Origin of the sequence: Microtetraspora malaysiensis, assembly GCF_050947145.1 — a bacterium.
In the GTDB taxonomy this organism is placed as follows: domain Bacteria; phylum Actinomycetota; class Actinomycetes; order Streptosporangiales; family Streptosporangiaceae; genus Microtetraspora_A; species Microtetraspora_A malaysiensis.
The window spans coordinates 1,615,162-1,631,598 of sequence record NZ_CP191998.1; the positions used below are offsets into that span (position 1 = coordinate 1,615,162).

Consider the following 16,437-nt stretch of genomic DNA (forward strand, 5'->3'; position numbering starts at 1 on the left):
CGGCACGATGAGGATCGCGATCGTCGGTCCGACCTACCCCTACAAGGGAGGCGGCGCCCAGCACACCACCGAGCTGGCCCACCGGCTGCGGGCGCGCGGCCACGACGTGGTGATCGAGTCCTGGCGGGCGCAGTACCCCTCCTTCCTCTATCCCGGGCAGCAGACGATCGACACGCCGGAGGGCGAGCCGTACCCCGGGACGCGCCGCGAGCTGGACTGGCGGCGGCCCGACGGCTGGCTCCGCTGCGGGCGGCGCCTGCGGAACGCCGACCTCGTGATCCTGGCCGTGCTCAGCCCCGTCCAGGTGCCCGCCTATCTCGGCATCCTGTTCGGCCTGCGCCGCCGGACGCGCGTGGTGGCGCTGTGCCACAACGTGCTGCCGCACGAGCACAAGCCGTACGATCGGCCGCTGATGAAGGCGCTGCTCGCGCGGGTGGACGCGGTCCTGGCGCATTCGGAGCAGCAGGCGGAGCTGGCCCGCGGGCTCACCGGGGTCCCGGTCGCGGTGTCCGCGCTCGCGCCGCACCTGCCCGCGTCCGGAGGCGTCGCCGCCCGGGGCGATGAGCCGCGCCGTGAGCTGCTGTTCTTCGGGATCGTACGGCCGTACAAGGGGCTCGACCTGCTGTTGCGGGCGTTGGCCCGGGTCCCGGACGTGCGCCTCACGGTCGCGGGCGAGTTCTGGGGCGGTCTGGAGGAGACCACGTCACTCATCGGCGAGCTGGGGCTGGACGAGCGGGTCGAGCTGCGGCCGGGATACGTCCCGGCGGAGGACGTGCCGGCGCTGTTCGCGCGCGCCGACGCGCTCGTGCTGCCCTACCGCTCGGCCACGGCCAGCCAGAATGTGTGGCTCGGCCACGAGCACGGCGTCCCCGTCATCGCGACGCGGGTCGGCGCGCTGCCCGACAACGTGACCGACGACGTGGACGGCCTGCTCGTCGAGCCGGGCTCCGCCGACGCGCTGGCCGAGGCGATCACGCGCTTCTACCGGCCCGGTACGCCCCGGCGGCTGGCCGAGGGGGTCAAGGCCGTCGATCCCGAGCCGTTCTGGAACACCTACCTCGACACGCTGCCCGGGCTCTCCTGACCCGAGGGGAGGGCCGGGCTCGGGGCGACGCGGGCGAGCAGGAAGCCGATCCCGGCCCACGCGGCGTCCCCCAGCGTGAAGGCCACCCGCGACACGACCGCGACCACCAACGCTCTCGGGGTGTCGAGGACGGGCGCCAGGGCCACGACCATGGCGCCTTCGCGTACGCCGATGCCGGCCGGGACCACGACCGTGAGGATGCCGGTCGCCCAGGCCAGCGCGTACGCTCCGGCGGCGACGGCGTAGAGCGAGAGCCCGCCGGGGCGCATGCCGGCGACGAGAAACCACAGGTGGGCGCCGTAGCAGAGCCAGCCGGCCATGGTCCAGCCGGCGGCCCTGGCCATGTCGGCGCCGCTCAGCACCCGGTCGAGCGGCTCCTTGCGGGCGATCCTGAGGGCGAGGTTGAGGCCCCAGGTCATCACGCGGGGGTGCAGGCCGACGAGGATGAGCGGGATCAGCGCGAGCAACTGCCACGCCTGGCCGGCCATCTGGCGGGAGAGCGTCACCGCGGCCAGGGTGAGCGCGCAGCCGAGCGAGGTGACCAGGGCGAGCGCCGTGGCGCTGAACGTGCGCCGGGGAGGCGCCCCGTGGTCACGGGCCAACTCCATCATCGCGGCGAACGCCCACACCGAGCCGGGGATGTACTTGCCGAGCTGCCCGACGTAGAGAACGCGGGCGGCCACGGGGAACGGCAGGCGCGAGCCGAGGCCGCCCAGGACGGTCCTCCAGGCGAGCAGCATGAAGGCGAAGCCGGCCAGCACGGCGGCGGCGCAGCCGGCCAGCGACCACCACGAGAGGCGGGCGAGGGCGGCCGAGGTCTCCGTCCAGTTCCTGGCCAGGCCGTATGCCAGGAACCCCAGCGCGATCAGGGCCAGCAGGCCCCTGAGCAGCGGGCTCGATCGCAGGCGGCGCAGCATCCGCCAAGAGTACGGCCCGAAGCTACCGTTTGGTAGGGGTGAGTTTTCCACAGGGCGGGCCGAGGAGGCCCGGGCGCGCCGGTACTGTTGGGCGGCGTGGGAAGCGACGGGTGCGCGCCGCGGGAGGCGCGAGAGCGGTGAGCGGGCCGATGAGCGGCGGCGGGCCCTGTGGGGCCCGGCGGATCGGGGCGAGCGGATCGGGTCGCGCGGCGGCCGGGGAGTGGTGAGCGACAGGTGAGCAGGCAACGGGCCGCCCAGCTTGAGTACTCCGAGTTCCAGTCCGCGATGCTGGACGAGGAGAAGCGCCGCCGCAAGGCAGCGAAGATCATCGCGGTGCTCGGGCACTTCCTGGGCGCGCAGGACCCCGCCCGCCCGCTGGCCGGGCTGACCGTCGCCGACATCGGCTGCTCCGCCGGGTTCATCGCCGACGAGCTGGCGGGCGCCGGAGCGAGCCGCACCTTCGGGGTGGACATCGACGTCCCCGGGCTGCGCAAGGCCGCGGATCGCTTCGGCGAGCGCGTCGAGTTCGTGTGCGCCGACGGCGGGGCGCTGCCGTTCCCGGACGGCTCGATCGACGTGCTGGTGTTCAACCACATCTACGAGCACGTGGTGGACCCCGACGCCGTGATCAAGGACATGCACCGGGTGCTGTCCGACGACGGCGTGCTCTACCTCGGCCTCGGCAACCGGCTCGGTGTCATGGAGCCGCACTACAAGCTGCCGTTCCTGTCCTATCTGCCGCCCGCCGCCGCCGACCGCTACGTGCGGGCGTTCGGCCGGGCGGACAGCTACTACGAGCGTTTCCGCACCCGCGGCGGCCTGCGCCGCATGCTCAGGGACTTCCACGTGTGGGACTACACGTTCCCGGTGCTGGCCTCGCCTGAGCAGTTCGCCGGTGGCGAGCTGTTCCCCGGAGCGGTCGGGCGGGCCGCCAAGGGCACCCTGGAGCGCGCGCCGCGTACGGCGTTGCAGGCGCTGCTCCCGATCGTGCCGACATACCTGTGGGTCGCGACCCGGAGGCCACGTCGTCCGCGCGGGCCCGCGCTCCCGCAACCGCCCGAGCCGGTACGCACGCCGTGACCCGCACGCGAGACCTTCGGGGTGCGCCCGTCGGCGGCGCGGCGGTGCGGGGCGTGCGGGGGGAGAGCAGGTGACCGGGCGCAAGGCGCTGCGGCTGCTCTTCCTGGCCGTCGCGCTGGGCTTCGGCGTGTGGGCGGTGGCCAGCCGGTGGACCGAGGTGTCCGAGGGGTTCGCCCGGCTGTCGTGGCTGGAACTCGGCGGCTCGCTGCTCGCCGTGATCGCCGCGCTGGGCTGCGGCATGATGATGTGGCGCGCACTGCTCGCCGATCTCGGCTCGCCGCTGGCGTTCACGCACGCCGCCAAGATCTTCTTCGTCGGCCAGCTGGGGAAGTACATCCCGGGCTCGCTGTGGCCGGTGCTCGCGCAGATGGAGATGGGCCGCGACCACGGCATCCCCCGGGCGCGCAGCGCGGCGGCCTTCTTCCTCACCTATCCCGTCTATCTGGGCAGCGGCCTCCTGACGGCCGCCGTGACCCTGCCGGTGCTCGCGGGCGGCTCCGTCGCCCGGTTCGCCTGGCTGCTGCTGCTGATCCCGGTGCTCGCGGCGGCCCTGCACCCGTCCGTGGTCAACTGGTGCATCAACCGCGGGCTCCGGCTGCTGCGCCGGGCTCCGCTGGAGCGGCCGCTGACCCGCCGTGGCGTGCTGGTCGCGTGCGGCTGGGCCTTCGGCGGCTGGGCGGCGTACGGCACGCATCTCGCGCTGATTGTCCACGGGCTCGGGGCGTCGGGCCCGCAGGCGGCGCTGCTCAGCGTCGGCGCGTTCGCCCTGGCCTGGTCCCTGGGCTTCATCGTGGTGATCGCCCCGGCCGGTGTGGGGGTGCGCGAGGTCGCGATGGTCGCCGCGCTGGCTCCCGTGCTCAGCCAGGACGCCGCGATCGCCGCGACGCTCTGCTCGCGGCTGATCGTCTCCGTGGGCGACCTCGTGTGCGCCGGCCTCGCCGGCCTGGCCGCGCGCCGGTCGGCCCCTGCCGTACCGGTCGAGTCACCCGCCGGATCGTTGCGCGGCGACCAGTCGGAGGACTGACCACGCGCCCCGGAGGATTGGGGTGGCCACGATGTCGCCGCGGATGTCGCTCCACTTAGGAAAGTTCGTCATCGCTCCTTCTCCTCCGATTCGCGTTCTTTGAGGTATTCCGCGGACAGTTCTTCGGCCCGGCGGATACCAGCCCGACCAGTCTCCGGCCTGGGGCCGGTCTGGCGCTCGGGTGGTGTGGTGGCCGATGCCGCCCGGACGGATGAAAGTGATCCCGGCCACCCTGCCGTTGTGGCCGATTGCGCGATTCGCGGCATTTGCCTGGCCAGCGGAATTCCACGTGCAGGTCTCAGGTCGGGCACATCTGGTTTCGTCACGGCGTCCTGCGGATCGTTAGGCTAACCTCGCCAATGTGAGGACGAGCTGTTTGCCGGAGTCGGCCCATTATGAGGCGATTCTTCTGGTTGGGGGCCAAGGTACGCGTTTGCGGCCCTTGACGCTTTTTACGCCGAAGCCATTGCTGCCGACCGCCGGGGTTCCGTTCCTCGCGCACCAACTGGCGAAGGCCCGCTCGTTCGGGGTGCGCCGGATCGTGTTCGCCACCTCCTACCGCGCCTCGATGTTCGCCGAGGCCTTCGGCGACGGCTCCGGCCTGGGGCTGGAGATCGTCTACATGACCGAGGAGACGCCGCTCGGCACCGGCGGCGCGATCCGCAACGCGGCCGAGGCGCTCACCTGCGGGGCGGACGACCCCGTGCTGGTGCTCAACGGCGACATCCTCTCCGGGCACGACATGTCCGACCAGATCAGGATGCACGTCGAACGCGGCGCCGCCGCCACGCTCCACCTGACCGAGGTGGACGACCCGTCCCGGTTCGGCTGTGTGCCGACCGACGCCGACGGCCGTGTCACCGCGTTCCTGGAGAAGACCCCCAATCCGGTCACCAACCGGATCAACGCCGGGTGCTACGTGTTCCAGCGCTCGGTCATCGACACGATCCCGGCCGGGCAGGTCGTCTCGGTGGAGCGGGAGACGTTCCCCGGGCTGATCGAGGCGGGCGAGCTGGTCCTCGGCTATTCGGACGCGTCGTACTGGCTGGACGTGGGCACCCCGGCCGCCTTCGTCCAGGGGTCCGCCGACCTCGTGCTGGGCCGGCTGGAGTCGCCCGCCCTGCCCGGCCCGGTGGGCGAGCTCCTCCTGCTGGACGGAGCGAGCGTCTCGTCCGAGGCCAAGGTCGGCGGCGGCACGGTCGTGGGCGCCGGGGTCACGGTCGAGGCCGGGGCCACCGTGCAGGGCAGCGTTCTCGGCGACGGGGCCGTGGTGGAGCCGGGGGCGACCGTCATCGACTCGATCATCGGTACCGGGGCCCGGGTCTCCACGGGCGCGGTGCTCCGCGACGTGGTCGTCGGCGACGGGGCCGTGATCGGCGCGGGCAACGAGCTCGCCGCCGGCGCCCGCATCTGGCCCGGCGTGACGCTGGACGAGTGCTCGGTGCGGTTCTCCAGCGACATCTGACGTCCGTCCGGGCCTCCCCGCGAGTCCCCGAGGCGGCAGGCAGGCGCGCGTCATCCCCGGCGTCCTGTCGTCATCGGGACGCCGCCGCGTCTTGAACGGCCCGCGGTCCCGGGATCGGAGGGTACCCGTCGGCGACTACGTTGAGACGGTGTGGTGGCGGGAGCGATGACGAGCACGGCGGTGAGAGAGCGGGAACGCCGGTGGCGGCCCACGGGTGCCCTCGACCTGGTCCTGACGCTGTCGCCGCACCCGCACGGCGGCGGGGACCCGGCCTGGCGCCGCACTCCCGACGGCGCGTTCTGGCGGGTCTGCCGTACTCCTGACGGCCCCGGCACGCTGCGCGTCACCGCCTCGGCCGGAGAGGTCCTGGGTCAGGCGTGGGGCCCGGGCGCGGAGTGGCTGCTCGACACCTTGCCCTCGTTGCTCGGGGCGGACGACGACGTCGCGGCCTTCGCCGACGTGCTGGCGCGGGCGGCGTCATCGGGCGCGGCGCGTACGGCCGCCTATGTCACCGAGCTGGCCGCCAGAATCCCGGGCCTGCGCGTCGGCCGGTCGCTGCGCGTCTTCGAGGCGCTGGTCCCCGCCGTGCTCGAACAGAAGGTCGTCGGCATGGAGGCGTGGCGGGCCTGGCGGTGGCTCATGCGCCGGTACGGCGAGGCGCCGCCCGGCCCCGCGCCCGAGGGCATGGTGGTCATCCCGGCGCCCGAGGTGTGGCGCCGGATCCCGTCCTGGGACTGGCACCGCGCCGGGGCCGAGGCCGTACGCGCGCGGACGATCGTGAACGCGGCGCGGTACGCGGCCCGGCTGGAGGCGACGGCCACGGCGCCGTCCGGCGGGTGCGCCGAGGCGGACCGCCTGCTGCGGGCGCTTCCGGGGATCGGGGTGTGGACGTCGGCGGAGGTCCGCCAGCGCGCCCACGGCGACCCCGACGCGCCCAGCGTGGGGGACTTCCATCTGGCGGGCCACGTGGGCTACGCGCTCACCGGACAGAAGGTGGACGACGCCGCCATGCTGGAGCTCCTGGAGCCGTTCCGGGGGCAGCGCCACCGGGTGGCGTGGCTGATCGCGCTCGGCGCTCCACGGCCGCCGGCGCGCGGCCCGCGGATGTCGGTGCGCGACTACCGGTCGTTCTGACCGTCCACGGCGGCCGAGGTCCGCGGACAGCCCATTAGCCGAGCTTCCAGTCGCGGCCGTCCCGGGTGTCGGCGCCGAGGAACGGGGCGAGCGCCGCGACGGCGATCATGAAGGCGATGACGAACCAGCTCATGGCGGACTCCTTGCGAGGGGACGGCCGAACCGGTGGCGGCTCGGTGGCGTTGGGTGATGCCTCAAGTATGTGCCCGTGCATCTATTCACGTCTATTGAAATGTTCTCCACTATCTCTTAAGGGATGCTGAATCGATGATCGCCCCCGCCGGGTGCCGTCGCCGGGGCGCGCCGTAATGTGCAGCCCATGAGCGCGAACCCCACGGACGCCGCGCTGCGGCGCGCACTGGCTCGGGCGCGGGACGGCAAGGCCCTCGACGTCACCGAGACCGTCGTCCTGCTGCAGGCCCGAGGCGATCACCTGGAGACCTTGCTCGACCACGCCGCACGGGTCAGGGACGCCGGGCTGGCGGCCGTGGGTCGCTCGGGGGTCGTCACCTACAGCAGGAAGGTCTTCATCCCGCTGACCCGGCTGTGCCGGGACCGCTGCGGCTACTGCACGTTCGCGACCGCGCCGCACAAGCTCGACAGCCCCTTCCTGCCGCCGGACGAGGTGCTGGAGATCGCCCGTCAGGGTGCGGCGCTGGGCTGCAAGGAGGCCCTCTTCACGCTGGGAGACCGCCCGGAGGACCGCTGGCACCAGGCGCGCGAGTGGCTGGACGCGCACGGCTACGACGACACCCTGTCGTACGTGCGGGCCATGGCGGTGCGGGTGCTGGAGGAGACCGGGCTGCTGCCGCACCTCAACCCCGGCGTGATGACGTGGCGGGACCTCCAGCGGCTCAAGCCGGTCTCCCCGTCCATGGGGATGATGCTGGAGACCACGTCCGAGCGGCTCTTCGCCGAGAAGGGCCAGGCGCACTACGGCTCACCCGACAAGGACCCGGCCGTACGGCTGCGCGTACTGGAGGACGCCGGGCGCACCAGCGTGCCGTTCACCACCGGCATCCTGATCGGCATCGGTGAGACGGTTCAGGACCGCGCCGAGTCGATCTTCGCGATCCGCCGCGTCGCCAGGGAGTACGGCGGCATCCAGGAGGTGATCGTCCAGAACTTCCGCGCCAAGCCGGACACGGCGATGCGCGGCATGCCGGACGCCGACCTGCGGGAGCTCGCCGCGACGATCGCCGTGGCCCGGCTCGTGCTCGGCCCCAAGGTCAGGATCCAGGCGCCGCCGAATCTGGTGGACGACGAGTACGCCCTGATGATCCGCGCGGGCATCGACGACTGGGGCGGCATCTCACCGCTCACGCCCGATCACGTGAACCCCGAACGCCCGTGGCCCCAGATCGACGACCTCGCCGCGCGTACGGCGGCCGCCGGGTTCGAGCTCAAGGAACGGCTCACGATATATCCGGAATATGTGGTGGCTGGGGAGCCGTGGCTCGACCCCCGGCTGCGCGAGCACGTCGCCGCCCTGGCCGACCCCCGTACCGGCCTGGCCCGGGAGGGCGTGACACCGGAGGGGCGGCCCTGGCAGGAGCCCGACGGCGGCTTCCAGGCCGCGGCGGCGAGTAGCGGCCGCGCCGACCTGCACGTCGCGATCGACTCCGAGGGGCGGACGGCCGACCGCCGGGCCGACTTCGACAGTGTCTACGGCGACTGGGACGCCCTCCGCGCCCGGCTGCCCCGCCCCGCGACCACCGGCCGGGTGGCCGCCGAGGTACGGGAGGCGCTGCGCGTCGCGGAGCGCGACCCGGCCGCGCTGACCGACGAGCAGGCGCTGGCCCTGCTCGGCCTGGCCGGGGACCAGAACGGCGTGGGCGCGGACGACGCGGGCCTCGACGAGCTGACCCGGATCGCGGACGGCCTGCGCCGCGAGGCGGTGGGCGACGACGTCACCTACGTCGTCAACCGCAACATCAACTTCACCAACGTCTGCTACACCGGGTGCCGGTTCTGCGCCTTCGCGCAGCGTCGTACGGACGCCGACGCCTTCACGCTGTCGCTCTCCGAGGTGGCCGACCGGGCGGCCGAGGCGTGGGACGCGGGCGCCACCGAGGTCTGCATGCAGGGCGGGATCCACCCCGACCTGCCCGGAACCGCGTACTTCGACATCGCCCGCGCGGTCAAGGAGCGCTGCCCGGACATCCACGTCCACGCCTTCTCGCCGATGGAGGTCGTCAACGGCGCCGCCCGGACGAACCTGTCCATTGCCGAGTGGCTGCACGCGGCCAAGGAGGCGGGGGTGGACTCGTTGCCGGGGACCGCCGCCGAGATCCTCGACGACGACGTCCGCTGGGTGCTGACCAAGGGCAAGCTTCCGGCCGCCGAGTGGATCGAGGTGATCACCGCCGCGCACCGGGCCGGCATCCCGACGACCTCGACCATGATGTACGGCCACGTCGACACGCACGAGCACTGGGTCCGTCACATCCGCCTCATCCGCGACATCCAGGAGGAGACGGGCGGCTTCCGCGAGTTCGTGCTACTGCCGTTCGTGCATCACAGTGCCCCGATCTACCTCGCCGGGATCGCGCGCCCCGGGCCCACCGCGCGCGAGAACCGCGCCGTCCACGCCCTGGCCCGGATCATGCTGCACGGCGCGATCCCGAACATCCAGTGCTCGTGGGTCAAGCTCCGTGACGACCTGTGCCGCTCGGTGCTCGCCGGAGGCGTCAACGACCTCGGCGGCACCCTGATGGAGGAGACCATCAGCCGGATGGCCGGCTCGGAGAACGGCTCCTACAAGACCATCAGCGAGATCGCCGCGATGGTCGCCCCCACGGGCCGCCCGCTGCGACAGCGGACCACGGAGTACGGCGTGCCGACCCCGGAGCGGATCGCCGCGGCCGAACGCAGCGACGGCGTGTGCCAGAGCGTCAGGAGGACCCTGCCGGTCCTGTGAGCGTTCTTATAACAAGTTCTACAAATTCCCCGTCGAGGGGCTTGCGTCCCGCACCGGGCGGCTAGGCACAATCGTGATCCCTTGCCTGAGAGGGGTCATGCCCGTGCCGTACGGACGTCACCGCGCCGCGACATCCGCTGACCAGCCGCGCCCTCCCGTGCGGAGGCGCCTTCTCATGGCGGGCGCGGGGACGGCGCTTCTCCTGGTGGGAGTGGCCGTGCGCTTCGTGGGCGCGGCGCCCGGAACGTGTTCTGTCCGCGACCCGGTCGTGGTCGCGGTGGCCGCCGCGGTGGACATCGCGCCGCCCGTCATGGAGGCGGCCCGGCTGTTCAACGACAGCGGGGCCGAGGTGGACGGGCGGTGCGTCAAGGTCCAGGTGGCCGAGCAGCCGCCGGCGCCCGTGCTGCGCACCCTGATCGGCGACCGCGCGGGGGTCCTGCCGCGCCGTCCGGACGGCTGGATCGCCGACTCCTCGGCCTGGGTGCGGCTGGCTCGCAAGCAGGGCGCGCAGGGAGTCGCGTCGGGGGAGACGGTCGTCGCCACGTCTCCGCTGGTGTTCGCCACCAGCCGGCCGCTCGCGCACCGGTTCGCGGCCGGAGGCACGGCGATGAGCTGGGACATGCTCTTCCCCGCCACCGTACGGGGCCGGTTGGAGCCCACGGAGCGCGAGCCCGACGTGGTCCGCGTCCCCGACCCATCGGTCTCCGGCGCGGGCATCGCCGCCGTCGCCGCGGCCCGGGACATCGTCGGGACGGGGCCGGACGCGGGCAAGCAGCTCACCGCCTTCGTGCGGATGGCGCAGGCGGGATCCGCCCCCGACTACCGGAGCATGCTCGGCGCCGTCGACGCTCCCGGCTTCTGGGCGCGTCCGGTCGTGGTCGTCCCCGAGCAGTCGGTGTGGGCGCACAACCAGATGGCGGGCGCCGCGCCCGCCGTCGCCCTCCACCCCAAGGAGGGCACGATCACCCTCGACTATCCGTACGTCGTGACCTCGGCGGAGCCGGACCGGTCGGCGGGGTCGCGGCTGTTCGCGAGCTGGCTGCGCTCGGCCGAGACGCAGGAGGCCATGCGCCGCGACGGCTTCCGCACGGCGGACGGCGGGGAGCCGCCGTTCCCGGTCGGCCCGGACATCCCGGCGGACGCGCCCGACCCGCGCCCCTCGATCACCCCGGAGGTCATCGACGAGGCGCTGGAGGCCTGGAGCAGGCTGGCGCCGCCGACCAGGATCCTGGTCCTCGCCGACGTCTCCAAGGAGACCGCGGAGCCGATCAGGGCGGGCGGCCAGACCCGGCTCGACGTGGCGATCGAGGCCGCCAAGATCGGCATCCGGATGTTCCCGGACGAGACCTCCATCGGCGTGTGGGAGTTCGCCCGGCACATCGCCGGACGGGCGGACAAACGCGAGCTGGTCAGCCTCGGCTCGATCGCCAAGCCCGACTCGGGACAGGAGATCCGCAGGACCAGCCTGTTCCGGATCGCGGACGGCATCCGCGCGCTCCCCGGCCGGACCAGCTCCCTGTACGACTCGATCCTGGCCGGATTCCGCGAGGTGTCCGGGGACTACGACCCGCTGATGAACAACTCGCTGCTCCTGCTCACCGCGGGCAAGGACGACGGGAACGGCCTCTCCCGGGCCGAGCTGGTCAAGGCGCTGCGCGCGGAGTGGGACCCCGAGCGGCCGGTGCAGATCATCGTGGTCGCCTTCGGCGCGGGCGCCGACAGGAACGCGCTGAACGAGATCGTCTCGGTCACCAACGGCCAGCTCTACGTGGCCGAGCAGCCGGGCCAGATCATCGACGTCTTCCTCTCGGCGCTGGCCCGGCGGCTGTGCCACCCGACCTGCCCGGGCTCGGCGGGCTGAGCCCGGGCGGCGCGGCCGTCAGCGGGTGACCACGAAGTCGGCGGCGTCCCGCGGCGGCCGGTCCCTGGGAGGCGCCGCGGCGTGGCCGATGGCGACCGCGCCCATCGGGTCCCAGCTCTCCGGCAGGCCGAGCACCTCGCGTACGGCCGGCCGGCAGAACATGGTGGACGACACCCAGGCCGAGCCGAGGCCCTCCACCGCGAGCTGGACCAGGAAGTTCTGTACACCCGCGCCGGCCGCGACGACGAACATCTCGCGCTCGGCGGCGTTCCTGCGCGCGTCCGGATAGGTGTGCGACCCGTCCATCACCAGGCACGGAACGGCCAGGTAGGGGGCGTTCCTGAGCACCTCACCCCGCCTGATCCGCCGGGCGATCGACTCCTCGGAGAAGCCGTCGCCGCGCAGGTCGGCGATCCAGGCGTCCCGCATCGCGTCCAGCAGCGCCGTACGCGCCTCGGGCGTCTCGACGAGCACGAACCGCCACGGGGTCGTGTGGTGCGGCGCGGGGGCGGCGACGGCCGCGGCCACCGCCCGCCGGACCGCCTCCGGATCCACCGGGGCGGCGGAGAACTCCCGGATCGTCCGGCGGGCGAAGACCACGTCGGCGGAGCCGTACCGGAACATGTCCTCGTCCGGAGGGCGGACCAGGACGCGCGCCCCCGGGCCGTCCTCGCTCGTCACGAGGTGGCCGAGCCCGCGCACGACCGCGACCGGCACTCCGGCGAGCTTGCCCTTGGCCAGCTCGGCCGCCGCCGCGATCTCGTCGAGCAGCGCGGTCACCGTCGCCCGAAGCGGGTTCCCGTACGCGTCGGTCGCGCCCCGGAAGTCGTCCATCGGCCGCACCCCGGCCGCACCGATCGCCACGTCGGTCAGCCCGTGCCGCCAGGGACGTCCGAAGGTGTCGGAGACGATCACCCCTACGTCGGCGCCGGACCGGGCCCGCACGCCCTTCCTGATCCGCCGCGCCGAGGCGTCGGAGTCCTCCGGCAGCAGCAGGATCGTGCCGAGCTCGGTGTTCGAGGCGTCCACCCCGGCCGCCGCCATCACGAACCCGTGCCGGGTCTGGCTGATGACCGTGTCGCCGCGCCGGGCGACCACCCGCGCGGTCTCCTCCATGATCGCCTCGGTGCGGCTGTCGCTCCGCCGGGCCTGGCCCTCCGCCTTGCTCACGATCTTGGATGTCACGACGAGGATGTCGCCGTCGGCCAGGTCGGGTACGGCGTCCGTCACCAGGGCGGCGATGTCGTCGCCCGGCCGGATCTCGGGCAGGCCGGGGACGCCGGTGATCGTGACACGGGACACGACGCCGTCCTCGCGCGCGGTCACGAGGCGAGCCCGCGGGCGAGCGTGAGCGCGGCGGCGGCGATGTCCCTGGTGGCCTCGGGGGAGTCCATGAGGAGGGGACGCGCCTCGACGGCCACGCCGTAAAGGGAGACGGCCTTGTCCTCCTCGGCCACGAGCCAGCCGTTGACCAGGTCCGAGCCGTACAGCTCCAGAACGGCCTGGGCGCTCGTCTCGACCCCGATGGCGGTCAGGCAGGCGTCGGCCATGCCGCGCACCGGCGCGCCGCCGATGATCGGGGAGACACCGACGACGGTCTTCTCGCAGAGGGCGGACCTGATGCCGGGGATCTGGAGGATCGTGCCGATGCTCACCACCGGGTTGGACGGCGGAAGGATCACGAAGTCGGCCTCGCGTACGGCGTCGAGCACGCCGGGCGCCGGGCTCGCCTCGTCCGCGCCCACGAGGGCGATCTGGCGGGCCGGGATCGAGGCGCGCAGCCGCACCCACCACTCCTGGAAGTGGATGGCGCGCCTGCCCTGCTCGTCCTCGACGACGACGTGGGTCTCGACCCGGTCGTCGGTCATGGGCAGTAGCCGTACGCCGGGCTGCCAGCGCGCGCACAGCGCCTCGGTGACCTGCGACAGGGGATAGCCCGCGGCGAGCATCTGGGTGCGGATGATGTGGGTCGCGAAGTCGCGGTCGCCCAGCCCGAACCACTGGGGCTCCATGCCGTAGGCGGCCAGCTCCTCCTTGGCGGTGAACGTCTCGCCGGTGCGGCCCCAGCCCTGCTCCTCGTTGATGCCGCCGCCGAGGGTGTACATCACGGTGTCGAGATCCGGGCAGACCCGGAGGCCGAACAGGGTGATGTCGTCTCCGGTGTTGCCGATGACGGTGATCTCGGCGGGCTCTTCGGGAGCGGCTTCGACACAGGCCGCCTTGAGGCCGCGGAGGAAACGGGCGCCGCCGATCCCGCCGGCGAGGCAAACGATGCGCATGCGGCCAGTCTCGCACTCGGCTGGTCGACGGCGGCACGCGCCTCATATGAGGCTAAATGTGACGTAGGCAACACTTGTAATAAGATGAGGTTCTTGCGTCTACCGACACCAAAGTCGCTCTTGTGCGAAACTTCCCCGAGTGTCTTTTGGAAGGCGTTGGGGGTAGTGGTGCTCAGGGTTGATACCGGACGGCTGCGCGAGCCTGCCGCATGGATCATGCTGGCGGTGGTCGCCACCAACGTCCTCCTCGGCGTCGTCCACCTCTTCTTCGGGTCGAGTTCGTTCACGCTGCGCGCCATGGCGACCCTGCCGGCGTTCGTGAGTCCCGTGCCCACTGCGCTGGCCGCGGCCGCGGTGTTGCTGGTGACCCGGGCGGGCGACCCCACGGCTCGGGCCCGGCTGGTCAACCTCGGCACCATGGCCCTGCTCGGCCTGGCCACCCTGCTCGGCCTGGTCACCATGGTCATCGGGTTCTTCGCCGGCGGGTCGTTCGGCGACAAGATCGAATACCTGATCCTGGCGCTGCCCCAGGTCGCGCTCACCGCCGTCGGGATGCTGTTCGCCCGGAGCTCCATCGGCGCCGACGTGCCGCGCAGGGGAGCAGCCCGCTCCGAGGAGCGGTTCCGCGGCTTCCCCGAGGAGGGCTTCGGCGGCTACAACCCGCAGCAGGCGCTCCAGGCCCCCCAGATTCAGCCCGTCTCGCCGGTGCAGCCGGTTCAGGGCGGTGGCGCGCAGGGCAGCCCCTCCTTCGCGCCCACCCAGCTGGAGCAGGCGTACATCCCCGGGCAGGAGCCGTCCTTCGGACAGGCCCAGGACGGCGGATTCGGTCAGGGTCAGGACTCGTCTTTCGGTCACCCGCAGGACGGCGGGTTCGGTCAGTCCCAGGACTCGTCCTTCGGCCAGCAGGAGTCCCCGTACGGCCGGCCGCAGCACGACCAGCAGCCCTTCGCCGCCGCGGCCGCCGGGCCGGGCTCCCCCGCCTCCCCGTCGCCGGTCCAGAACCCCTCGCCCGCCGAGCCGTACGCGCCGGGGCAGGGCTACCAGGACGGGTACGCGCAGGGTACCCAGGGCTTCCCCCAGCAGGACGCCCAGCCCGCCGGCCAGTTCGGCGCCCAGGGCTACGGCTCCGACTCCCCGGCGTACGCCTCCGAGCCTTCGGCCGCCGCGGTCGTGCCGTACGGCGCCCAGCAGCCCTCCCAGCAGCAGGCGCCCCACCAGCCCGGGCCCGGCCAGCCGCAGCCGCAGCCGCAGCCGGTGCAGCCCGTCCAGCCGGTGCAGCCCGCTCCGCAGGCGTTCCAGCAGCAGACCGGCGGCTACTCCCAGCCGCCGCAGGGTCCGATGTTCGACCAGCACGGCTACGCCGGGCAGCAGGGCGAGGGCGCGGGCTACGGCGCCTTCGGGTCCCGGCAGGACGGCTCCCCGTTCCCGCCGGCGCCCCAGACCGAGACGCCCGGTTACGCCAACCAGGGGTACGCCGACCAGGGCTTCGGCCAGCCCGGCTACCCGGCCGCCGAGCAGGCCCAGCCGTACCAGCAGGAGTCCTACGGCCACCCGGCCGAGCAGTCGTACGGCCAGCAGGGTCAGCAGGCCGAGCAGTCGTACGGCCAGCAGGGTCAGCAGGCCGAGCAGCCGTACGGCCAGCAGGGTCACCCGGCCGAGCAGGCGTACGGCCAGCAGGCCGAGCAGCCCTATGGCCAGCAGGGGCAGCAGGGCCAGGGGGCGTTCTCCGGCCACCAGGGCGGCCACTTCGGCGGCCAGGGGGCCGACCAGGGCTCCTCGTTCGAGCAGCCGGCCACGGCCTTCGACCCGTCCCGGCCGTACGAGCCGGGCGTGGACCCGAGGGAGCAGCAGCTCGCGGCGGCCTACCAGCAGGCGCAGAACTACCAGCAGCACTCCCAGCCGGTGGACTACGCCGGCTCCCAGACCGCGCCCCAGGACTATCCCGACTACTACGACAACCCGCTCGGGCACTCCCAGACGCCCGAGCCCTCCCGATACTCCGCCCCGAGCGACCAGACCATGCGTTTCGACGCCAACCTCTATCAAGGGGACCCGCTCAGCGGGCCGTCGCGTCGCGAGGACACCATTGATCCGACCGCGATCTACGCTCCCGAGCGGTCGCAGGCAAAGCTTGAGGAAGGTGTGAGCACAGAGCAGGCAGGTCACGGATCTGACCCGCAGGCCCCCTGGTACGGTTCCCAACGCTGATACGGCTAACACAAGGGTCGCGAAACCGGGGCAAGCTGGTCTTTCCCCGGGTATCGGTATGCCGCTTGACGCCACACGCGAGACGCGCGTGTAATTACAGTCATGTTGTTACGCCTTCCAATAACTGGGTAACCAGGAAGGCGTTCCATGGGGGGCTCCATTGTGGGCTGGCGAGCGACAGGGAGGTGTGCAATGGCCGACCAGGTCATGGCACAGGCGCTCGACGGTGAGGATCTTGGGTGGCAAGAGCGTGCGTTGTGCGCTCAGACCGACCCGGAAGCGTTCTTTCCGGAGAAGGGTGGCTCCACCCGAGAGGCCAAGAAGGTGTGCCGCTCGTGCGAGGTGAGAGCGGAGTGCCTTGAGTACGCGCTCGAACACGACGAGCGGTTCGGCATCTGGGGCGGGCTGTCGGAGCGGGAACGGCGCCGGATCAAGCGCCAGGCGGTGTGATTCGGCGGGGCCACG

12 protein-coding genes are annotated in these 16,437 nt (G+C 72.7%); 9 read left to right on the top strand and 3 right to left on the bottom strand.

Features of this window, described 5'->3' with window-relative positions:
• Positions 1 to 7 precede the first annotated feature (7 nt).
• Positions 8 to 1,084 (top strand): glycosyltransferase family 4 protein, encoded by a 1,077-nt coding sequence (locus ACQP1V_RS08020; protein WP_433420409.1) that lies wholly within the window; start codon positions 8 to 10, stop codon positions 1,082 to 1,084.
• Here ACQP1V_RS08020 and ACQP1V_RS08025 read toward each other — a convergent pair.
• On the bottom strand, positions 1,054 to 2,001 hold the full coding sequence (locus ACQP1V_RS08025; RefSeq protein ID WP_433420412.1) for a lysylphosphatidylglycerol synthase domain-containing protein: 948 nt from the start codon (positions 1,999 to 2,001) through the stop codon (positions 1,054 to 1,056). The genes ACQP1V_RS08020 and ACQP1V_RS08025 overlap by 31 nt on opposite strands.
• Positions 2,002 to 2,235: 234 nt before the next feature.
• Between ACQP1V_RS08025 and ACQP1V_RS08030 the strand changes: the two genes are divergently transcribed.
• The 6 genes from ACQP1V_RS08030 to ACQP1V_RS08055 all read left to right on the top strand — a co-directional run bounded on the left by ACQP1V_RS08030 (position 2,236) and on the right by ACQP1V_RS08055 (position 11,485).
• The gene (locus ACQP1V_RS08030; RefSeq protein ID WP_387408466.1) at positions 2,236 to 3,081 is read left to right on the top strand and encodes a class I SAM-dependent methyltransferase; all 846 of its coding nucleotides are present in this window, start codon (positions 2,236 to 2,238) and stop codon (positions 3,079 to 3,081) included.
• Positions 3,082 to 3,151: 70 nt separating this feature from the next.
• The gene (locus tag ACQP1V_RS08035) at positions 3,152 to 4,105 is read left to right on the top strand and encodes a lysylphosphatidylglycerol synthase transmembrane domain-containing protein (protein ID WP_433420415.1); all 954 of its coding nucleotides are present in this window, start codon (positions 3,152 to 3,154) and stop codon (positions 4,103 to 4,105) included.
• A gap of 361 nt (positions 4,106 to 4,466) precedes the next feature.
• Positions 4,467 to 5,570 carry a sugar phosphate nucleotidyltransferase gene (locus tag ACQP1V_RS08040; protein WP_433420418.1) on the top strand — a complete coding sequence of 368 codons (1,104 nt, stop codon included), beginning with the start codon at positions 4,467 to 4,469 and terminating at the stop codon, positions 5,568 to 5,570.
• Between the two features lie 165 nt (positions 5,571 to 5,735).
• Positions 5,736 to 6,704, top strand: coding sequence for a DNA-3-methyladenine glycosylase family protein (locus ACQP1V_RS08045; protein ID WP_433420421.1), 969 nt, complete (start codon positions 5,736 to 5,738; stop codon positions 6,702 to 6,704).
• A gap of 319 nt (positions 6,705 to 7,023) precedes the next feature.
• Entirely contained in the window at positions 7,024 to 9,624 is a 2,601-nt protein-coding gene (locus tag ACQP1V_RS08050) for a bifunctional FO biosynthesis protein CofGH (RefSeq protein WP_433420424.1), read from the top strand.
• A 175-nt stretch (positions 9,625 to 9,799) separates the two neighbouring features.
• Complete coding sequence (locus ACQP1V_RS08055) at positions 9,800 to 11,485, top strand: substrate-binding domain-containing protein (protein ID WP_433420427.1); 1,686 nt, start codon at positions 9,800 to 9,802, stop codon at positions 11,483 to 11,485.
• An 18-nt stretch (positions 11,486 to 11,503) separates the two neighbouring features.
• On the opposite strand, the gene ACQP1V_RS08060 is transcribed toward ACQP1V_RS08055, so the two are convergent.
• Positions 11,504 to 12,811: a coenzyme F420-0:L-glutamate ligase gene (locus tag ACQP1V_RS08060; protein WP_433420430.1), complete on the bottom strand. Its 1,308-nt coding sequence runs from the start codon at positions 12,809 to 12,811 to the stop codon at positions 11,504 to 11,506.
• Positions 12,808 to 13,764: a 2-phospho-L-lactate transferase gene (cofD, locus tag ACQP1V_RS08065; protein ID WP_433420433.1), complete on the bottom strand. Its 957-nt coding sequence runs from the start codon at positions 13,762 to 13,764 to the stop codon at positions 12,808 to 12,810. The genes ACQP1V_RS08060 and cofD overlap by 4 nt, the downstream gene beginning before the upstream one ends.
• Before the next feature lie 168 nt (positions 13,765 to 13,932).
• On the opposite strand from cofD, the gene ACQP1V_RS08070 reads away from it, so the two are divergent.
• A complete protein-coding gene (locus ACQP1V_RS08070; protein WP_433420435.1) occupies positions 13,933 to 15,972 on the top strand; it encodes a hypothetical protein in 2,040 nt (679 codons plus the stop codon).
• A gap of 192 nt (positions 15,973 to 16,164) precedes the next feature.
• Positions 16,165 to 16,422 (top strand): WhiB family transcriptional regulator, encoded by a 258-nt coding sequence (locus ACQP1V_RS08075; protein WP_061253439.1) that lies wholly within the window; start codon positions 16,165 to 16,167, stop codon positions 16,420 to 16,422.
• Positions 16,423 to 16,437: the final 15 nt, after the last annotated feature.

Bases quoted from the DNA above. Each gene is read 5' to 3' on its own strand.
- cofD (WP_433420433.1), bottom strand. From the start codon at position 13,764: ATGCGCATCGTTTGCCTCGCCGGCGGGATCGGCGGCGCCCGTTTCCTC.
- ACQP1V_RS08075 (WP_061253439.1), top strand. From the start codon at position 16,165: ATGGCCGACCAGGTCATGGCACAGGCGCTCGACGGTGAGGATCTTGGG.
- ACQP1V_RS08045 (WP_433420421.1), top strand. From the start codon at position 5,736: ATGACGAGCACGGCGGTGAGAGAGCGGGAACGCCGGTGGCGGCCCACG.
- ACQP1V_RS08025 (WP_433420412.1), bottom strand. From the start codon at position 2,001: ATGCTGCGCCGCCTGCGATCGAGCCCGCTGCTCAGGGGCCTGCTGGCC.
- ACQP1V_RS08055 (WP_433420427.1), top strand. From the start codon at position 9,800: ATGGCGGGCGCGGGGACGGCGCTTCTCCTGGTGGGAGTGGCCGTGCGC.
- ACQP1V_RS08050 (WP_433420424.1), top strand. From the start codon at position 7,024: ATGAGCGCGAACCCCACGGACGCCGCGCTGCGGCGCGCACTGGCTCGG.
- ACQP1V_RS08020 (WP_433420409.1), top strand. From the start codon at position 8: ATGAGGATCGCGATCGTCGGTCCGACCTACCCCTACAAGGGAGGCGGC.